Raw genomic sequence first — 18,537 nt, 5'->3', positions numbered from 1 at the left:
GCGGCCTTGCGCCGATCGGTCGGCATCGCCGTGGCGCAAGGCGACGGGGCACGGTTCGCGCTTGCCTCCACCCAGTATGTCGAGCGCTACCTCTATTCGCCCTATGCCAGCCAGTTCGCCGATTCCTTCGTCTCCGGCGTCATCACGCTGCACATGTCGATCAGCCAGGACAAGCTGGCCGATATCACCGCGATGATGGATCCCGAGCGCGAAAAGGTGATCTATCTGCGCATTGCCCGCCGCGCCGCGATCGACGGCCTGAGTGAATTGTCGGCCTTCGCCTCGGCACGGGCCGAGCAGGGTCGTGACGGCAACACCAATCAGGGCGATCCGCGCGCGCTGCTTTACTCCAGCCTGTCCACCGTGACTTCGGGCACGATCGAGGACGTGCGCACCAAGCTCGGCAAGATTGACCGCAGCAAGTTGTCGGACGGTGACCGTGACCTGCTCGACGCCGCGCAGGCGATCGCCGGTGAGGTGGTGGCGCCACCCGCTTCCCTTCCAGCCGCAAGTCCGGCGCCTGCAGACGCTACGCCACAGCCCAAACCTGAAGTCGCCGTCCAGGCCGCTGACGAGGCCGGATTGCCGCCTGTCGAGGGTGCCGTCTCCGAACAGCCCGCCGCCCCGTCGTCCGGCGGGACAGTGGTTGCTGCGCCGAAAGCGCCGGCGCCTTCAGCCGATGCGGCAACGGTGCTGCCGGCGTCGGCGCCGGCAACCTCTGCCGGTCCCGACACGACCGATCCGACCGACGCCGCCATGATGAAAACCCGTCGACAGCTCGACCTGATCGACCAGATGCTTGGAGCCGCCCCGAAATGACCCCCAGCCTCGGCCCGGCCTTGCCAGGATTTACCGCCGCGCGCACGGCGGAACAGCCGGCCGCGCCCGGCAAGAAGGATGACGTCGGTTTCGGCAAGATGGTGCATGGTGGCGCGAGCCAGGCGGAAAAACAGCCGACGGCCGAGACCGGGTCGCGCGACCCGCGCTGGAGCAAACTTGCCGCCGGCCTTGCGGCACAGGCAGGCCAGGACGAACCGATGCCGTCCGGCAAGGTAAGGACCACGCCGACCGGATTGACGGCTGCGAAATCCGCAAAAGACGGCAAGGATGTTGAGGCGGACAAGGACGCCGATACCGAAACGCCGACAACCGACGCCGGCTCAACGCCGCTCGACGACCATCTGCCTCTGCTGATGGCGTTTCATGACCTGCGCCATTTCTCGACATCGGCCAAGTCAGCCGACGCAGGCGAAGCCGGACAGCAACCGGCGCTCGGCGGGCAGCTCTTGCCGAAGGCCTATCGGGCGACATCCGCCGCCGGGCATGACGACCTCGAACCGATGGCGAAACCAGAGCAGGCGTCGCTCGTCGACGGGCCGCTGACGAAGCTCGAGGCCGTCCGCGATGCCGGCGCTGGCGCGCCGCGGCGTGACAATGCAATCGCTGCCGGCCCGCTGCCCGACACGGCGACTGCCGAGGTGCCGGGCGTTGAGCCGAAGCAGGTGGCGCCGCAGCTGAAGTCCATCGCCGACGTCCAATCCTCGTTGCGGTCGGAGCCAGGAAAACAGCTTTCGGCGCAGGCGCGCGTCGACGTGGTTTCCGAGCGCAGCTTCCCTGCCCCGCCGCAGGCTCCGATGAGCCAGGCAGCGCTCAACGTAATCAATGCCGTAGCGGCCGATGGTGGCCCGCAGGCGTTTTCGACAGCCTCCGCGAACACCCAGCTGGCCAGCTCTGTTGCCGTTCCGACACATGTGTTGAAGATCGAACTTCACCCCGCCGAACTGGGCATGGTCACGGCTCATCTTCGCCTCTCGGGAGAACAACTCTCGATTGAACTGAAGCCCGAAACGCACGACGCCTACCGCCGTCTTTCCAGCGACAGCGAAGCAATCGTCAAGTCGCTGCGCGGGCTGGGCTTCGAGGTTGACAAGGTCACCATCATGCAACCGTCAGTGGCCGTTCCGGCTACAACCCGGGCGGATGCAACCGCCTCGCTCACCGCCGCGCCTGGCCGCGACCAGTCCTCCTTTCAGCCCGGAAACTCCGGCGGCGGCAACAGTGGAGCCGGCGGCCAGCAACCAGGCCAGCAGTCCGCAAGGGGGAACCATGATGACGCGCAAGCACTCGGCCGCACCGCTTCGCCATCTCGCGAACGCGCTGGCGGCGATATGTTTATCTAGCTTAGCGAACGCCGCCCTCGCCGCCACCAATCCCTGCGAGCCCGAGATCCTGCGCGCCGCCGACCGCTATGGCGTGCCCGCCGGCATCCTCTATGCCGTCGGCCTGACCGAGACGGGCAAGAAGGGCAGTCTTCAGCCTAATGCATTGAATATAGAAGGAAAAGCAGTCTTCCCAAAGAGCCGGGCCGAAGCGCTTGCCACCTTCGCCAATGCACAGCGCGAGGGCAAGACGCTGATCGATCTCGGCTGCATGCAGATCAACCACCACTACCACGCATCGCATTTCCGCAGCGTCGAGGACATGCTCGACCCGCGCCAGAACGTCGACTACGCAGCGCGTTTCCTGGCCAGTCTCCATGCCCGTCACGAAACCTGGTCGATGGCCGTCGCCCGCTATCATGCCGGTCCCGACAACGACCCGGCGCAGAAGGTCTATGTCTGCAGGGTAATCGCCAACATGGTTGCCACCGGCTTCGGCAAGTGGACAACCAACGCCCGCGCCTTCTGCAACCCCTAAGCGTATTTTCTGCTTCTAATACGCCCATCGCACTGCTTTGGGGTTGCCGTTTTGACTTGCTCAAAACTTCCCACCGAAAGCATATCTGGCTGCACGCTAATGCAACCGGTGCGATTCCAGACTCCCAAGAAACTAGTTACAAGAAATGACGGTTGTTCAGGTTTCCCGCCAGCGGTTACGCCTTTTCCCACGGGGCAGATGTGCTGATTCGGAAGGCGGGGCCGATGATCGTGATCGTTGACGAGCGAGAGCTCGTAACTGAGGGATACAATTCACTTTTTGATCGCGAGGGCGTCGCCTGTGCGGGCTTCGCGCCTGGCGAATTCGGCGAGTGGGTGAACTCGGCCGCCGACACCGATCTGCGTTCGGTGCGGGCCTTCCTGATCGGCGACTGCCGCGACGGCGCCATCTCTCCGCGCCAGATCCGCGACCGCACCGGCGCTCCGGTCATTGCGCTCAGCGAGCAGCATTCGCTGGAAAACACGCTGCGGTTGTTCGAGAGCGGCGTCGACGACGTCATCCGCAAGCCCGTCCATATCAGAGAGATCCTGGCCCGCATCACCGCCATCCGCCGTCGCGCCCATGAGGATGTCGCCTACACCGAGATCGGCGCCATGCGCATCTTCATGGACGGCCGCGACCCCGAGATCGACGGCCAGCCGCTGCCCTTGCCGCGTCGCGAACGCCGCATCCTCGAATATCTGGCGAGCAACCGCGGCCGCCGCGTCACCAAGACCCAGGTCTTCAACGCCATCTACGGCATCTTCGACGAAGAGGTCGAGGAGAACGTGGTGGAAAGCCACATCAGCAAATTGCGCAAGAAGCTGCGCGAGAAGCTGGGCACAGACCCGATCGATTCCAAGCGCTTCCTCGGCTACCGGCTCGTGTTCTGATGCCGCGCCGCGCCAGCCTCGCGCAAGACAGGACGCGTAGCCTCGCTGCCAGTGGCATGGATATTGCGGAGACATCTCGATGAGCCTCTACGGAATGATGCGGACCGGCGTTTCCGGCATGAATGCACAGGCAAACCGCCTGTCGACGACAGCCGACAACATCGCCAACTCCGACACCACCGGTTACAAGCGGTCTTCGGCCGAATTCTCGACGCTGATCATGCCATCGACGGGCGGCGCCTATAATTCCGGCGGCGTCACCACGACGATCCGCCAGGCGGTCAGCGATCCCGGCGTGCTTCAGTACACGACCTCGGTCTCCGATCTTGCCGTCAGCGGCGATGGCTTCTTCGTCGTCCAGGATCCGAGCGGCACACCTTTCCTGACCCGCGCCGGCGCCTTCGTTCCCGATGCACAGGGCAGGCTGGTCAACGCAGCCGGCTTCCAGCTGATGGCCTACAGCTATGCCAACGGCGTGCCGGCGGCGACGGTCAACGGCTTCGACGGACTGGTCCCGGTCGTCGTCTCCGACCAGGGGATGACCGCGACGCCGAGCACCGAGGGCAGCTACACCGGCAACCTGTCGGCTGGCGCTACCCCGGTTGCCGCCGCCAACCTGCCCTCCACCAACTCGGCAGGCGCGCAATACACCTCGAAATCCTCGATGGTCGCCTACGACAATCTCGGCAACAAGAAGCTGCTCGACGTCTATTTCACCAACACCGGCGCCGGCACCTGGGAAGTGTCGGTCTTCGATCAGTCGAAGGCCACGGCTGGAACGTCGTTCCCCTACACAGGCGGTGCGCTGGGCACGGCCAACCTGACCTTCGACACCACCACCGGCAAGCTGACCGGCGCGACCACAGGCGTTTCCTTTACAGTGCCGGGCGGCGCCAGCCTCAATCTCGACCTGTCGAAGATGACCCAGCTCGGAACCGGCTTCACGGTTTCCGACGCCCAGGTCAACGGCAACGCGCCGAGCACCATCGACAAGGTCCAGATTAGCAAGGACGGCACCATCTACGCCCAGTACAAGGACGGCTCCACCAAGGCACTCTACAAGATTCCGCTGGCCGACGTGCAAAGCCCGGACCAGCTCAAGGCCCTTCCCGGCAACGTCTACGCCCAAGGTACCGAATCCGGCGCGGTCCGCGTCGGCTTTGCCAATGAAGGCAAGCTCGGCTCGATCATCTCCGGCGCGCTCGAGAATTCCAACGTCGATATCGCCGAGGAACTGACCAACATGATCGCGGCGCAGCGCAGCTACACCGCCAATTCGAAAGTCTTCCAGACCGGTTCCGACCTGATGGACGTCCTAGTCAACCTGAAGAGATAAACCGGGCGTGGCCCGTGAAAGACCCGCATGTCGTTATCTTCCGCATTGAGCATCGCCCAATCGGCGCTTATGAATACCGCGCGGCAGACCAGCGTTGTCACGCGCAACGTCTCAGACGCCTCCAATCCGGACTATACGCGCCGCATCGCCGTCGTCACCAGCACGGCGCCCGGCGCGCGTTCGGTTGATATCCAGCGCGTAACCAACGACCTGCTCTTCCGGCAGAATCTCGGCGCCTTGTCGGCCTATAGCGGCCAGAACGCGCTCTACAGCGGCATGGATCAGCTGGACGTGTCGGTCAACGGCGTCGACAACGCCTCCTCGCCCTCGACCGCCATCGCCAATCTGCAGCAGGCGCTGCAGCTCTACGCCACCTCGCCGTCCAACCAGAATCTCGGCTCCAGCGTCATCGACGCGGCCAAGCAGGTCGTGCGTTCCCTGAATGAAGGCTCCAAGGCCATTCAGGATTTCCGCACCCAGACCGACGGCCAGATCGACACGGCGGTCAAGGACCTCAACTCGCTGCTCGGCCAGTTCCAGGACGCCAACCAGGCGGTCATTTCCGGAACCCGTTCCGGCACCGATGTGTCCGATGCGCTCGACCAGCGCGACGCGCTGCTGAAGAAGATCGCGGACTATGTTCCGATATCGACCTTCACGCGCGGCGACAATGACATGGTCATCACCACGGGTGACGGCACCACGCTGTTCGAGACGATCCCCCGCACGGTGAGCTTCACGCCATCGGCCGGCTATGCCGCCGGAGCCGCCGGCAACACCGTCTATATCGACAACGTGCCGGTCTCGGCGGGAAGCGGCGGCAACACCAGCGCCAGCGGCAAGCTTGCCGGCCTGCTGCAGTTGCGCGACGGCGTCGCCTCGACCATGCAGAGCCAGCTCGACGAGACCGCGCGCGGCCTGATCACGGCCTTTGCCGAGACCGCGCCCTCGATGCCCAACGCAGCCGGCCTGTTCACCTGGTCCGGCGCACCGGCCGTGCCGGCCGCGGGCACGCTGGTCAATGGCCTGGCCGGCACGATCAGCATCAATGCGGCGATGGATCCGAGCGCTGGCGGCAATCCGACATTGCTGCGCGACGGCGGCGCCAACGGCGCTGCCTATGTCGCCAACACCACTGGCGGCGCTTCCTATTCCAGCCTTCTGGTGGCCTATGGCGACCGGCTCGACAAGCCGATGACGTTCGACCCCGCCGCCGGCATTTCGGCAACGTCCAGCGTTTCCGACTACGCCGCCAATTCGATCGGCTGGCTCCAGGGCATGCGCCAGCAGGCTTCGACCGCCGCCGACGCGAAGCAGGCGCTGGCACAGCGCAGTTCCGAGGCGCTGTCCAATGCGACCGGCGTCAATGTCGATCAGGAAATGTCGCTGATGCTTGACCTCGAACATACCTATCAAGCATCAGCCCGGATGATGAAGACCGTCGACGACATGATGACGGCCCTGTTGAGCGCGGTGGGATAATCCATGACCTCAGTTTCCTCGGCCGCCCTCTCCAACGCCATGCGCTATCAACAGATGCGCATGCAGGCCGACCTCGTCAAAGCCACCAAGGAATCCTCGACCGGGAAGGTCGCCGATGTCGGCTTGGCGCTGGGCGGACGCACCGCTCAGTCCGTCACCTTCCAGCGCGATCTCGACCGGCTCAACGTCATCGTCGATTCCAACGGACTTGTCGCCGCCCGACTTTCGTCGACCCAGACCTCGCTCGGCCAGCTCTCCAGCGTCGCACAGACCTTCCTGTCCAGCCTGACCACCGCATCGTCGGGCGACAACTCCGACAGCCTGACCCAATCGACCGGGCAGACGACGATCCAGCAGCTTACCTCGATCCTCAACACCAGCGTCAACGGCGAATACCTGTTCGCCGGCACCAACACCGACGTCAAGCCGATCAACGATTTCACGGCGGCCGGCTCACCCGCCAAGGCTGCCTTCGACGCCTCCTTCGTCGCCAAATTCGGCTTCACGCCCAATGACCCGGCAGCCGCCAACATCACCGCGGCCCAGATGGACGATTTCATCACCAACGATGTCACGCCGCAGTTCCTCGGCGCGGGCTGGCAGACCAACATGTCGAACGCCACCGACCAACAGATCGTCAGCCGCATCGCGCTCAACGAAACCACTGGGACGTCGACCAGCGCCAACAGTGACGGCATCAAGAAGCTCGCAATGGCCGCCGCAATGGTTTCAAGCCTGATGTCCACCAACATCAGCCAGGCGGCGAAGGACAGCATCGTCAGCCACTCGCAGACACTGGTCGGCGAGGCGCTGAGCGGCATCGCCCAGGTCCAGTCGGAGACCGGTATCGTGCAGAAGCGCGTCTCCGATGCCAGCGACCGCATGAAGACGCAGATCGACCTGTTCGAACGCCATATCCTCGATCTCGAAGCCGTCGACCCGGCCACGGCCGCCACCAAAGTCGCGGATCTTACGCAGCATATCGAGACGTCCTTCGCTCTGACAGCGCGCCTGCAGCAGCTCAGCCTGCTGAAGTACCTGACCTGAAAGCACTGAACCGGAACGGTAGAGCCAACGATGTATCAATTCTCCTACGCCGACGTCCAAAGCACCTCCGTCTCGGACGCCAAGGACCGTGAGCGCGAGCTTCTGACCCGCTCGATCGACATGCTGTCGGCGGCCGCCGCAGCCGGCCTGGAGTCGATGGAGGCCGTGGAGGCGCTCAATTTCACCAACCGCGTCTGGACCGTCTTCGTCGAGGATCTCGGCTCCAGCGACAATGCGCTGCCCAAGGAATTGCGCGCCAACCTGATTTCCATCGGCCTGTGGCTGCTGCGCGAGGCGGAGGACATCCGCCAGGGCCGCACCAACAATTTCGAAGGGCTGATCGAAGTGTCCCAGATCATCCGCGACGGCATTCAATGACCAACACGCTGAAGATATCGCTGAAGCCCAGCGAGAAGATCTACATCAACGGCGCCGTCATCCGCGTCGACCGCAAGGTCACGGTTGAGCTGATGAACGACGTGCAGTTCCTGCTCGAAAGCCATGTGATCCAGGCCGACCAGGCATCGACGCCGCTCAGGCAGCTCTATTTCATCGTGCAGGTCATGCTGATCAACCCGGCCGGCGCTGATGAGGCCCGCGAGATGTTCCGCCGCTCGCTGCCGCTGCTCATTGCAAGCTTCGAGGACGCTGATATCTGCAGCGCGCTGAAACAGATCGACCGCATGGTCGGCGAGGATCATATCTACGAGGCATTGAAGGCGATCCGTTCGCTCTATCCTCTCGAACGCCGCGCGCTTGGCGGCAATGACGATGTTCCGGGCGCCCCGCGCCCGCTGGCCGTGGGAGCACGCTACTAATGACCGTGGACATGACGACGACGATACCGGTTGGCGCCAATTCGACGACCACCTCGACCTCGAAGACGGCGGTCGACTATCAGTCCTTCCTGAAGCTTCTGATCGCCGAGATGAAGAACCAGGATCCGACCAAGCCGATGGATTCGACTCAGTATGTCGCCCAGCTCGCCACCTTCTCGCAGGTCGAGCAATCGGTGCAGACCAACACCAAGCTCGACCAGATCATGCAGTCCTCGGCGCTGTCGCAGGCCGACGCCATTATCGGCCGTTCGATCACGTCGGCCGACGGCAAGACCACCGGCATAGTGGCTTCGGTGACGCTCGCCAGCAGCGGACTGATCGCAGTGCTGCAGGATGGCACCCAGGTCCCCGTTGGTGCAGGCGTGTCGATCAAGCCGGCAAGCTAGGCCAACCTCCGACATGAACGAGGCCGACGCACTCGACATCGTCCAGTACGCGGTGTGGACGGTGCTGACCGCGTCCGCGCCGGTGGTGCTGGTGGCCATGGCGGTCGGCATCGGCATCGCCCTCATCCAGGCGCTGACGCAGATCCAGGAAATCACCTTGACATTCGTGCCGAAGATCGTCGCCATCATGTTGGTGGTGGCGCTCACCGGCCCATTCATCGGCGGCCAGATATCGGCCTTCACCAACGTCATCTTCCAGCGCATCCAGAACGGGTTCTGAACCCTTCGAGGGAAGGTGCGGCGACTTCACTTCGGAGTTGCTGAAAACAGCGGTCCGCTTGCGGCCGGCCCGGTTCCGGCTAGATTGCCGTGCAGGCCACTCCCGGCCAGGCGATCGTTCTGTCCCAATGGCCTCTCGAAATCTCCTGAACCAACCCAGATCGACCAGCGGACCATGTGCGGCATAGCCGGCGTCTGGCGCAAGCGGAACCCGATCGGCGGCGGCGATCTCGCCGATGTCGGCCGCATGATGCAGGCACTGGTGCATCGCGGCCCCGACGACCATGCCAGCTGGAACGACAGCCGGCTGGCGCTGGGTCACCGGCGACTCTCGATCATCGATCTGTCGGCGCAGGCGCGCGAGCCGATGCTCACCGCCTGTGGCCAGGGCGTGCTGGTCTACAATGGCGAGGTCTACAATTACCGGGCCCTGCGCGCGACGCTTGAAGCTGAAGGCAGGCGATTCCGGACGGTCTCGGATGCCGAAGTGGTTCTGGAAGCCCTGCACCATTGGGGACCGGACAAGGCCATCCCGCTGTTCGACGGCATGTTTTCCCTCGCCTATTTCGACGCACGGGCCACTACGCTCTGGCTTGCACGCGATCGCCTCGGCATCAAGCCGATGTCGGTGGCCGAGACGAGTGAGCGAATCCTGTTCGCTTCCGAGGACAAGGCGATCCTTGCCTGTGACGGCGTCGCACGGGCCATCGATGCGCGCGAAATCACGTTGCGTCTTGCCTGGCAAAGCCGCGACTCCAGCTCCAGCCTGTTCGAGGGCATGGAGCGGCTGCCACCGGCGGGTCTGTGGAAGATCACCGACGCCGGCATCGAGAAGCGCTGTTTCTGGCATGTCCTCGATGTGCTCGACGCCGCCCGTATCGCCGGCGACACCGCCACCGACGCCGAGCACATGGCGACGCTGGAGGCGTTGATCCAGGACAGCGTCGGGCTGCACTGCATTGCCGACACCAGGCTGGCCGCCGCTTGCAGCGGCGGCGTCGATTCCGGTCTCGTCACGACGCTGGCGAAACGGTTCAGACCGGAGATGACAGCCTATGTCGTCGATCCGCGCCTTGGCCACAGCGAAGCCGAAGACGCCGAACGCACCGCGCGCCATGCCGGCGTGCCGCTGAACAGGGTGCCCGTCGACAAGGACCGGTTCCTCGAACTCTGGCCAAGAACCATCTGGCATCTGGAGAGCGACGGCTGGCATGCAAGCCATGTCTGCCTGCTGGCGCTTGCCGAGCAGTGCCGGGCCGACGGCATCAAGGTGCTGTTGACGGGTGAAGGCGCCGACGAGCTCTTTGGCGGCTACGACTGGCAGGAAGCCAGCATGCGGCCGTGGCGGCCCTGGTCATGGCCGCAACGGCTGTTTCGCTCCAAGGCCCGGCTTGCCCGCAGATTCGAGCGCCTGCGTCATGCCCCGTTCCGGACATCGGTTGCGGGTGGCCATGGCTGGGACCGCAACATCGTGCTCAGGGCGCTGTCGCCGGAACTGAACTTCCTTCAGACCAAGATTTTCGACCGGCTCGAGCCGGTCGCGTCACTCAGTGACCGTGCCTTCCTGGGATGCTGCCTTCACGACATGTACGCGCATCTGCAGGACCTGTTGAACAGGCATGACCGGCTCAGCATGGCGGCTTCGGTGGAGCTCAGGGTGCCGTTCCTCGAAAACCGGCTGATCGACTTCGCGATCCATCTGCCGAGGCGGCACAAATACCGCCACAAGCAGGGAAAATGGCTGTTGAAGAAAGTCGCGGAAAAACACATTCCGCTTCAGAACGTGAACGCCCGCAAGAACGGCTTCCAGGTATCGAACAACTTCACCACGGGCACGCAGGGTCTGCTGCGCGGCGGCTTGCTGCGCGACGTCATGAAGTGGCCGGCGGCTTCGGTCGAAGACCTGATCGAGTTGGCAAAGCGAGACCAGCCGTCGCGGCTGCGGCTGGTCGGCATGGAGCTTTTCCTTCGCCTGCATGCCGGCGCCCAGACCACCGGCCAGCTCACCGAAGCGCTGCATGCGGCGGTCAGCGACGCTCGCTGAGGAAAACGAACGGGACCGGGCGCAATGGCATGGCATTTCGCGATGCCGACGCAGGCGTGGCCCTCCTCTATCCCCTTGTTGGACCATGATCTTCCGCGCATGACATTCGCCCTTTGCGGCGCGATGCCATAGTTTCGGCAAACGATGCGGAGAAACCGCAAGGATCAGCACGCTGTCGCAGGAACCCATCCATGATTGACGAGAAACCGGATAGCGAAGGCGTTTCGGCGCTGGCGCCGTTCCGGCATGGCATTTTCCGCGCCGTCTGGTCCGCAAGTCTCGTGTCCAATTTCGGTGGCCTGATCCAGGGCGTCGGCGCCGCCTGGATGATGACCACGATCGCCACTTCGCCCTATCAGGTCGCCCTGGTCCAGGCCTCCACCACTCTGCCGATCATGCTGTTCGCACTTGTCGCCGGCGCTATCGCCGACAGCTTCGACCGGCGCAAGGTGATGCTGGTCGCGCAGACCTTCATGCTGGTCGTTTCGGTGCTTCTGACCGTATTCACCTACTATCACCTGCTCACGCCCTGGACGCTGCTTGCCTTCACCTTCCTCATCGACAGTGGCACGGCGCTCAACAGCCCGTCCTGGCAGGCGTCCGTCGGCGACATGGTTCCCCGCAACAAGGTGCCCGCGGCCGTGGCGCTGAACTCCATGGGCTTCAACCTGACACGCAGCGTCGGCCCGGCGATCGGCGGCATCATCGTCGCGGCCGCCGGTGCCGCGGCCGCCTTCGCGGCGAACGCGGTCAGCTATATCGGCCTCATCGTCGTGATGGCGCGCTGGAAGCCTGACGTACCGGTATCGACCTTGCCGCGCGAATCGCTGGGCGCGGCCATGGGGGCCGGCCTGCGCTATGTCGCCATGTCGCCCAACATCGGCAAGGTGCTGGTCAGGGGCGCCGCCTTCGGCTTCAGCGCCGGCGCCGTCCTGGCGCTGCTGCCGCTCGTCGCGCGCGATGTCGTCAAGGGCGACGCCCTGACCTACGGCATCATGCTAGGCTCGTTCGGAATCGGCGCCGTCGGCGGCGCGCTGATCAGCGTGCGGCTGCGGCAGTTGCTCTCCAGCGAGACGATGGTGCGCTGTGCCTTCGCCGGCTTCGCCGTCTGCGCCTTCAATGCCGCGATCAGCCATCACGCCTGGCAGACGTCGCTCGGCCTGCTGGTCGGCGGCGCCTGCTGGGTGATCGCGCTGTCACACTTCAACGTCACCGTGCAAATGGCGACGCCGCGCTGGGTGGTCGGCCGGGTTCTGTCGGTCTACCAGACCGCGACCTTCGGCGGTATCGCGCTGGGCAGCTGGATCTGGGGCGTCGTCGCCGATGCGCATGGCGCCGAGACGGCGCTGATCGCCGCCGCCATCGCCATGCTGGCCGGCGGCGCCATCGGCCTGGTGTTGCCGCTGCCGCAGCAGCAGGTGCTCAACCTCGACCCGCTCAACCGCTTCAAGGAGCCGCATCTCGCGCTCGACCTGAAGCCGCGCAGCGGCCCTATCGCCATCATGATCGAATACATCATCCGCCACGAGGACGAGGCGGAATTCCTCGCCACCATGGCCGAACGCGGCCGCATCCGCCGCCGCGACGGCGCCCGTAACTGGACGCTGGCGCGCGATCTCGAAAATCCCATGATATGGATCGAGCACTACCACACGCCGACCTGGCTCGAATATGTCAGGCACAATGGTCGTATCACCCATGCCGACGCCATGGTCGGCGAGCGCTTGCGGGCGCTGCACAGCGGCGACGAGTCGCCGCGCGTGCGTCGCGTCATCGAGCGTCCGACCACCGCCGGCACGGCGCTGGTGATGGCCAAGGGGCCGATCGAGCACTGATTTCGTCAGGCCGGTCGATGCCTGTTAGCCGGCCGACTGGATCATGTAGAGCTTGCGCGTGGTCTCGCGGATGCGCCATTCGCCCTTCCATCCCTGCGGTAGCACGAGAAGGTCGCCCGGCCCCAGTTCGCGCGCCTCGCCGTCGGCCCGGCTCACCTCCACCCGCCCCGAAATGATGTGGCATATCTCCGACGAACCTGTGCGGTCGGCGGTGAAGCGGCCGGGCGTGCATTCCCAGATGCCGATATCGACGGTTCCGTCCGGCGACTGGAAGAACGAGCGCACGGCCTCGACCTGATCCCCCTCGATGCTGGTCGGCTTGGGTGAGAACGTGCCGATATCGGCCTTGGCGAGATCGTGGAAGGTCGAAAGGTCGATCAAACTGGTCTCCATCAATCAGTGGCCCGTGATGCTGTCGGCGAGCGCGGCCAGTCTCGACGTATGCGCAAGCCCAGCGGCCTCGCGCCCGTCAGCGATGCGATAAAGCTGGTACATCGAATGCACGCCGAGCCAGCGGAACGGCTCCGGCTCCCATGGCCTGACCTTGCGGTTGACCCAGGGCAGCTTCGTAAGCTCGGTGTCCTGGCCAAGGATCAGGTCGGCAAGCGTGCGTCCCGAAAGATTGGAGCTCGACACGCCAAGCCCGACATAGCCGCCGGCCCAGCCGATGCGGGTCGCGGGATCGAGGCCAACGGTCGTGCACCAGTCGCGCGGCACGCCGAGCACGCCGCACCAGGCGTGCTCGATGCGGCAGTTCGCCGTCTGCGGCAAGAGCGTCGTCAGGATCTGATGCAGCTGGTCGATCGTCGCCTGCTGCGTCTGTCCATTGACGTCGGTGCGCGAGCCGTAGCGATAGGGCACGCCGCGCCCACCCATGGTGATGCGCCCCTCGCGCGTACGCTGGGCATAGCAATAGGCGTGGGCGGCGTTGCCGAGAAGTTCATGCCCCTCCCAGCCGATGTCGCGCCACAGCGCCGGCGGCAGCGGCTCGGTGACGATCTGCACGCTGTTGAGCGCCAGCCAGGTCCGTTCCTCGCCGGGAATGCCTGATGTAAACCCCTCCGTCGCGCGGATGATGGTTTCCGCCCGCACCGTTCCGCGGTTCGTCGTCACGCTGCCCTTGGCGATGGCCGTCACCGTCGTCTGTTCGTAGATCGGCACGCCGAGCCGCTCGACGGCGGCGGCAAGCCCGCGCACCAGCTTGGCCGGCTGCACCCGCGCCTGGCCATGGACGACGAAGCCGCCCATGACATTGCGGATATTGATGCGTGCCCGCGTCGCCGCTTGATCCAGCATTTCGACGCGGTCCGGATCGACATCCCAGGCGCGGATCGTTTCGCACTCCTCGCGCGCGCGTTCGAGCTGCGCGGGGTTGGTGGCCACCGTCAGATTGTCGACGCGGCGGATATCGGCATCGATCCCTTCCTCTGTCGCCACCCGGATCACCTCGTCGACACAGCCCGCCATGGCCGCCTGCATGGCGCTCACACCTTGCCGGCTCGATGTCTTGAGATATTTTTCACGCGACCAGCTGAAACCACCCGACAGCCAGCCGCCATTGCGGCCCGAAGCGCCGAAACCGGCAAACTCGCGCTCGATCAGCGCGATGCGCAGCGAAGGCCTGGCCTTCTTCAGATAGTAGGCGGTCCACAGCCCGGTATAGCCGGCGCCGACGATCGCGACATCGGTTTCGATATCGCCAGGCAAAGGTGGCCGGGGTGCGGGAACCCCTCCCAGATCCGCATACCAGAACGATATGTCGCCGTTGCGTTTGGCTTGCATGGAATGACTTTCGGGTTGATGGGGATCAGGTCAGCGTCGCGTCGGCCGAGCTGTCATCGGCCAGAAGCTTGGCGTCGGCACCGTCGAAGCAAAGCTCCACCTTGTCGCCAAGGCCAAAGCTGTCGCCGGTCAGCGGCGAGCGCACGATCGCCGTGGAGTCATCGGCGAGCCTGACCTCGTATTTCGATCCCGAGCCGAGATAGATGGCTTCCGCGATCGTCCCCGGCAGCCGGTTGGTGGTGCCCGCCGCGCTCTGGCCGGGCCGGCGGATGGCGAGCTTTTCGGGGCGCAGCAGCATGACCGGGCTGGCCTCGCCGGCGATCCGCCGAGGCGTCGTCACCGTCTCGCCGGCGATGCTTAGCGCCGTGCTCGCGCCGTCGCTTCGCGCCTCGCCGCGCAGCACGGTGGAATCGCCGATGAAGCGGCCGACGAACAGCGTCGTCGGTTCATCATAGAGTTCGCGGCCGGTGCCAACCTGCTCGATCCGCCCGCGATTGAACACGGCGATGCGGTCCGACAGAACCAGCGCCTCTTCCTGGTCGTGCGTCACATAGACAAAGGTGGTGCCAAGCTCGCGGTGGATGCGCTTGATCTCGAGCTGCAGCCATTCGCGCAGCTTCTTGTCGAGCGCACCGAGCGGCTCGTCCATCAAAAGCAGCGGCGGGTCGAAGACGATGGCGCGCGCCAGCGCCACGCGCTGCTGCTGGCCGCCCGACAGTTCGCTGGGATAGCGATGCGCGAAATCGCCCATCTTGACCATGTCGAGCGCCCTTGCCACACGCGCTTGCCGCGTCGCCTGGTCGACGCCGCGCAGCGTCAGCGGATAGGCGACGTTGCGGCCGACGCTCATATGCGGGAACAGCGCATAGTGCTGGAACACCACGCCGATGTTGCGCTTGTGCGCCGGCACGCCGACGACGTTCTTGCCGCCGACCAGCAGTTTGCCGCTCGTCAGATCGGTGAAGCCGGCCACGACATTCAGCGTCGTGGTCTTGCCGGAGCCGCTCGGGCCGAGCAGCGTCATGAACTCGCCAGGCTCGATCCGCAGCGACACGCCGTCCAGCGCCTTGAAGCCGCCATAGGCCTTGCTGATCGATTCGAGATCGATCGCCGCGCCCTTGCTCTGCTGTCCCTGCTTCATTGGCGTCCTTTCCGCTCGCGACCAAGAAGAAGCATGCCGCCGCCGATCAGGATCGTGGTGGCGAAAAGCAGGATCGTGCCGACGGCGGCAACGGTCGGGTCGGCGTCGCGTGTGATGGAGGAGAATATCTGCACGGGCAAGGTCTTGAGATAGGGGTTGGTGATGAACAGCGACACCACGATCTCGTCGAAGGAGGTGGCGAAGGCGAAGAGCAGGCCGGACAGGATGCCGGGCAGGATCAACGGCAGCGTCACCGTGCGGAACGCGGTCAGCGCTCCCGCGCCGAGGCTCGCCGCCGCCGTCTCGAGGCGCCTGTCGAACACTTCGAGGCTGGCCGAGACCGCGATCAGCACGAAGGGAAGTGCCAGGATGGTGTGGGCAAGCACGAAGCCCAGCAGCGTGCCGACCAGGTGGGTGTCGAGATAGACGGCGTAGATGCCAATGGCCAGCACCACGCCCGGCACCACCATCGGCGTCAGCATCAGCATGCGCAACAGGTTGGCCGGCCCGGCCTTCATGCGGTCGAGGCCGAAGGCCGCGAGCGTGCCGAGCACCGTTGCCAGCGCCGCCACCACCGAGGCGACCTTCAACGAGTTGAGGAAGCTCGACGACCAGTCCGGATTGGTGAAGAAGTTCTGGTACCACTGCCAGGAGAAGCCCTGCGGCGGAAAGGCGAGTGACTTGTTGGCGTTGAACGACATCGGCACGACGACCAGCGTCGGCGCCACCAGCCATACCGCCACCAGCAGGCAGACGAGGCCGAGGATCACGCGGGTGAGCGGTTTCATCTCCATCAGTGCCGCCCCGCTTCCCGGTACCGCGAGCGCATCACGGGTGCTGCGAGCGCCAGAAGCACGAACGTGGTGACGAGCAGCACCACGCCCATGGCGCCGCCGCGACCCCATTGCAGCAGGCTGAGCACCTGGGTCTGCACCAGCGTCGACAGCATGGTCGAGCGCGGCCCACCGAGCAGCGCCGGCGTGATGTAGAAGCCCAGCGCCAGGATGAAGACGATGATCGCGCCGGCATACACGCCGGGCAGCGACAGCGGCAGGTAGACGGTAAGGAACGCGCGCGAAGGTCGTGCACCGAGGCTTTGCGCAGCCCGCATCAGCCTGAGGTCGATGCCCTTCATCACCGAATAGAGCGGCAGGATCATGAAGGGCAGGAGCACCTGCGCCATGCCGATCACCACGCCGGTCTGGGTACGGATCAGCCGGATGCCGTCAAAACCGGCCGACCTCAGCAGCGAATTGATGACGCCTGAATCCTGCAGCAGAATCACCCAGGACAGCGTGCGAACCACCCCGCTCACCCAGAACGGGATCAGCACGCAGAGCACCAGGACGAGCCGCACGCGCGGCCCGACGGCGGTCATCAGATAGGCGTAAGGATAAGCGCAGATCACGCAGACGATCGTCACCCAGGCCGAGATGGTGAAAGTGCGCTGTAGCACCGTGAGATTGATGGGCGCGCCGAAGAACCAGACGTAGTTCTGCACGCCCCATTCCGGCTCCGACAGGCTGCGCAGCACAATGGTGAGCAGCGGATAGCCGATCACCGCGACGAGCAGGATCAGCGCCGGCGCCGTGAGCGCGAACGGCCGCCATGCCCGTCCCGGCCGCACATCGGCGGCGGGTTGGGTCGGAAGCTCGGACGCGCTCACGATCTGCCTCTCGTTCGCTCGCTCAGTTGCCGGCCATCAGCGCGGACCACTTCTCCTGCGCCAGCGCGAAGTTCGGGACCCAGAACTTGAAGTTCTGCTTGTAGCCCTGCTTCTGGCGATCCGGCGTGTTGGTCAGGAAGGCGGCGACGGAAGCGTCGACCTTGGGCTGCGCGTCGCTGTTGATCGGCGTGTAGGAGGTCTTCTCCGCCAGGATTTCCTGCGACTGTTTGCCGAGATAGGCATTGAGCAGCGCGTAGGACGCGTCCGTATCCTTGACGCCGACCGGGATCGTCATCTGGTCCATCACCACCAGCCAATCCTGCCAGGCCGGCGCGTATTTGGCGCCGTTCTTGACCGCGGTCATGGCGCGACCTGTCCACATCATCAGCATGTCGGCCTCGCCGGATTCCGCCAGCTGCTGCGATTCAGCCCCCGTCTTCCAGAAAATCGTATCGGGGCCGAGCTTGCGGACCACATCGATAGCCTTGTCGATATCGGCCACCGTCATCGCCTTCGGATCGCCGCCGGCAACCTTGAACGCCTGTTCCAGCAAGCCACCCGTCGGGCTGCCTGAGCCGTCGATCCCGCGCACGCCGGGGAACTTTGCCGTATCGAAGAAGTCGGCCCAGCTCTTGGGCGGGTTATCCTTGTACTTCTCCTTGTTGTACATCAGCACGACGCCGTAGTTCATCGCCGGCACCGAGCACTCGCCGACCTGGCCTTCCGGGATTTTCGAGACGTCGAGCTTCGTCAGATCCAGCTTCTGGAACAGCTTGCCGCAATAGACGTAAGGCGGCAGGTCGTCGGTGTCGACGACGTCCCAGGCTACATTGCCGGACTCGACCTGCGCCTGCAGCTTGGCGATCTCGGTCGGTCCGTCATTGAGCAGCTTGACGCCGGACTTGTCGACGAACTCCTTCAGCGCGGCCGCCTGGCCGTCCTGGTAGATGCCGCCATAGGAGACGAACGTCAGGGTCTTGCCCTTCAGCGACCCCTCCTTGACCTCGCCTGCGACCGGCTTCTCCTGCGCGAACGCCGCGGTTGCCAGCACGCCAAGCGCCATCACGGCGCTGAGATACAAAGCTTTCGTTTTCTGCATGATTGTCATTC

The 18,537-nt window shown here is 64.7% G+C and carries 19 protein-coding genes; 13 read left to right on the top strand and 6 right to left on the bottom strand.

The genetic code is table 11. The annotated features are described in order from the left end of the window. Nucleotides 1–6: 6 nt before the first annotated feature. From DBIPINDM_RS43350 to DBIPINDM_RS24845, 13 genes are all read left to right on the top strand, one after another. Nucleotides 7–819 (top strand): hypothetical protein, encoded by an 813-nt coding sequence (locus DBIPINDM_RS43350; protein WP_318036897.1) that lies wholly within the window; start codon nucleotides 7–9, stop codon nucleotides 817–819. Next, a complete protein-coding gene (locus DBIPINDM_RS24900; RefSeq protein ID WP_258581697.1) occupies nucleotides 816–2,180 on the top strand; it encodes a flagellar hook-length control protein FliK in 1,365 nt (454 codons plus the stop codon). The genes DBIPINDM_RS43350 and DBIPINDM_RS24900 overlap by 4 nt, the downstream gene beginning before the upstream one ends. Continuing rightward, entirely contained in the window at nucleotides 2,110–2,697 is a 588-nt protein-coding gene (locus DBIPINDM_RS24895; RefSeq protein ID WP_258589332.1) for a transglycosylase SLT domain-containing protein, read from the top strand. Before DBIPINDM_RS24900 ends, DBIPINDM_RS24895 begins: the two co-directional genes overlap by 71 nt. A gap of 224 nt (nucleotides 2,698–2,921) precedes the next feature. Beyond that, on the top strand, nucleotides 2,922–3,590 hold the full coding sequence (locus tag DBIPINDM_RS24890; RefSeq protein ID WP_010911291.1) for a response regulator transcription factor: 669 nt from the start codon (nucleotides 2,922–2,924) through the stop codon (nucleotides 3,588–3,590). Between the two features lie 79 nt (nucleotides 3,591–3,669). After that, nucleotides 3,670–4,926 (top strand): flagellar hook protein FlgE, encoded by a 1,257-nt coding sequence (locus DBIPINDM_RS24885; RefSeq protein WP_258581696.1) that lies wholly within the window; start codon nucleotides 3,670–3,672, stop codon nucleotides 4,924–4,926. A gap of 27 nt (nucleotides 4,927–4,953) precedes the next feature. Next, on the top strand, nucleotides 4,954–6,408 hold the full coding sequence (flgK, locus tag DBIPINDM_RS24880) for a flagellar hook-associated protein FlgK (RefSeq protein WP_258581695.1): 1,455 nt from the start codon (nucleotides 4,954–4,956) through the stop codon (nucleotides 6,406–6,408). A gap of 3 nt (nucleotides 6,409–6,411) precedes the next feature. Next, complete coding sequence (locus tag DBIPINDM_RS24875; protein ID WP_258581694.1) at nucleotides 6,412–7,455, top strand: flagellar hook-associated family protein; 1,044 nt, start codon at nucleotides 6,412–6,414, stop codon at nucleotides 7,453–7,455. Nucleotides 7,456–7,485: 30 nt separating this feature from the next. Beyond that, nucleotides 7,486–7,833, top strand: a complete 348-nt coding sequence (gene flaF / locus DBIPINDM_RS24870; RefSeq protein ID WP_258581693.1) for a flagellar biosynthesis regulator FlaF — start codon at nucleotides 7,486–7,488, stop codon at nucleotides 7,831–7,833. Next, nucleotides 7,830–8,273, top strand: a complete 444-nt coding sequence (flbT, locus tag DBIPINDM_RS24865; protein ID WP_258581692.1) for a flagellar biosynthesis repressor FlbT — start codon at nucleotides 7,830–7,832, stop codon at nucleotides 8,271–8,273. Before flaF ends, flbT begins: the two co-directional genes overlap by 4 nt. Further along, entirely contained in the window at nucleotides 8,273–8,680 is a 408-nt protein-coding gene (gene flgD, locus DBIPINDM_RS24860; RefSeq protein WP_258581691.1) for a flagellar hook assembly protein FlgD, read from the top strand. The genes flbT and flgD overlap by 1 nt, the downstream gene beginning before the upstream one ends. A gap of 13 nt (nucleotides 8,681–8,693) precedes the next feature. After that, entirely contained in the window at nucleotides 8,694–8,960 is a 267-nt protein-coding gene (gene fliQ, locus DBIPINDM_RS24855) for a flagellar biosynthesis protein FliQ (protein WP_010911298.1), read from the top strand. A 174-nt stretch (nucleotides 8,961–9,134) separates the two neighbouring features. Beyond that, a complete protein-coding gene (gene asnB, locus DBIPINDM_RS24850; RefSeq protein ID WP_258581690.1) occupies nucleotides 9,135–11,003 on the top strand; it encodes an asparagine synthase (glutamine-hydrolyzing) in 1,869 nt (622 codons plus the stop codon). Nucleotides 11,004–11,194: 191 nt separating this feature from the next. Further along, on the top strand, nucleotides 11,195–12,838 hold the full coding sequence (locus DBIPINDM_RS24845; protein WP_258581689.1) for an MFS transporter: 1,644 nt from the start codon (nucleotides 11,195–11,197) through the stop codon (nucleotides 12,836–12,838). A gap of 24 nt (nucleotides 12,839–12,862) precedes the next feature. On the opposite strand, the gene DBIPINDM_RS24840 is transcribed toward DBIPINDM_RS24845, so the two are convergent. The 6 genes from DBIPINDM_RS24840 to DBIPINDM_RS24815 are packed head-to-tail and all read right to left on the bottom strand — an operon-like array spanning nucleotide 12,863 to nucleotide 18,526. Next, a complete protein-coding gene (locus tag DBIPINDM_RS24840; protein ID WP_258581688.1) occupies nucleotides 12,863–13,231 on the bottom strand; it encodes a cupin domain-containing protein in 369 nt (122 codons plus the stop codon). Between the two features lie 3 nt (nucleotides 13,232–13,234). Then, entirely contained in the window at nucleotides 13,235–14,620 is a 1,386-nt protein-coding gene (locus tag DBIPINDM_RS24835; protein WP_258581687.1) for an NAD(P)/FAD-dependent oxidoreductase, read from the bottom strand. A gap of 25 nt (nucleotides 14,621–14,645) precedes the next feature. Next, nucleotides 14,646–15,761: an ABC transporter ATP-binding protein gene (locus DBIPINDM_RS24830; RefSeq protein ID WP_258581686.1), complete on the bottom strand. Its 1,116-nt coding sequence runs from the start codon at nucleotides 15,759–15,761 to the stop codon at nucleotides 14,646–14,648. After that, the gene (locus DBIPINDM_RS24825; protein WP_258581685.1) at nucleotides 15,758–16,555 is read right to left on the bottom strand and encodes an ABC transporter permease; all 798 of its coding nucleotides are present in this window, start codon (nucleotides 16,553–16,555) and stop codon (nucleotides 15,758–15,760) included. The genes DBIPINDM_RS24830 and DBIPINDM_RS24825 overlap by 4 nt, the downstream gene beginning before the upstream one ends. Beyond that, on the bottom strand, nucleotides 16,555–17,427 hold the full coding sequence (locus DBIPINDM_RS24820) for an ABC transporter permease (RefSeq protein ID WP_258581684.1): 873 nt from the start codon (nucleotides 17,425–17,427) through the stop codon (nucleotides 16,555–16,557). Before DBIPINDM_RS24820 ends, DBIPINDM_RS24825 begins: the two co-directional genes overlap by 1 nt. Before the next feature lie 22 nt (nucleotides 17,428–17,449). After that, the gene (locus DBIPINDM_RS24815; RefSeq protein WP_258581683.1) at nucleotides 17,450–18,526 is read right to left on the bottom strand and encodes a PotD/PotF family extracellular solute-binding protein; all 1,077 of its coding nucleotides are present in this window, start codon (nucleotides 18,524–18,526) and stop codon (nucleotides 17,450–17,452) included. Nucleotides 18,527–18,537: the final 11 nt, after the last annotated feature.

It is taken from the genome of Mesorhizobium sp. AR02, from assembly GCF_024746835.1.
Classification (GTDB): Bacteria; Pseudomonadota; Alphaproteobacteria; order Rhizobiales; family Rhizobiaceae; genus Mesorhizobium.
The sequence above is the reverse complement of the archived record's forward strand: the minus strand, read 5'-3'. Positions and strand labels throughout refer to the sequence as shown.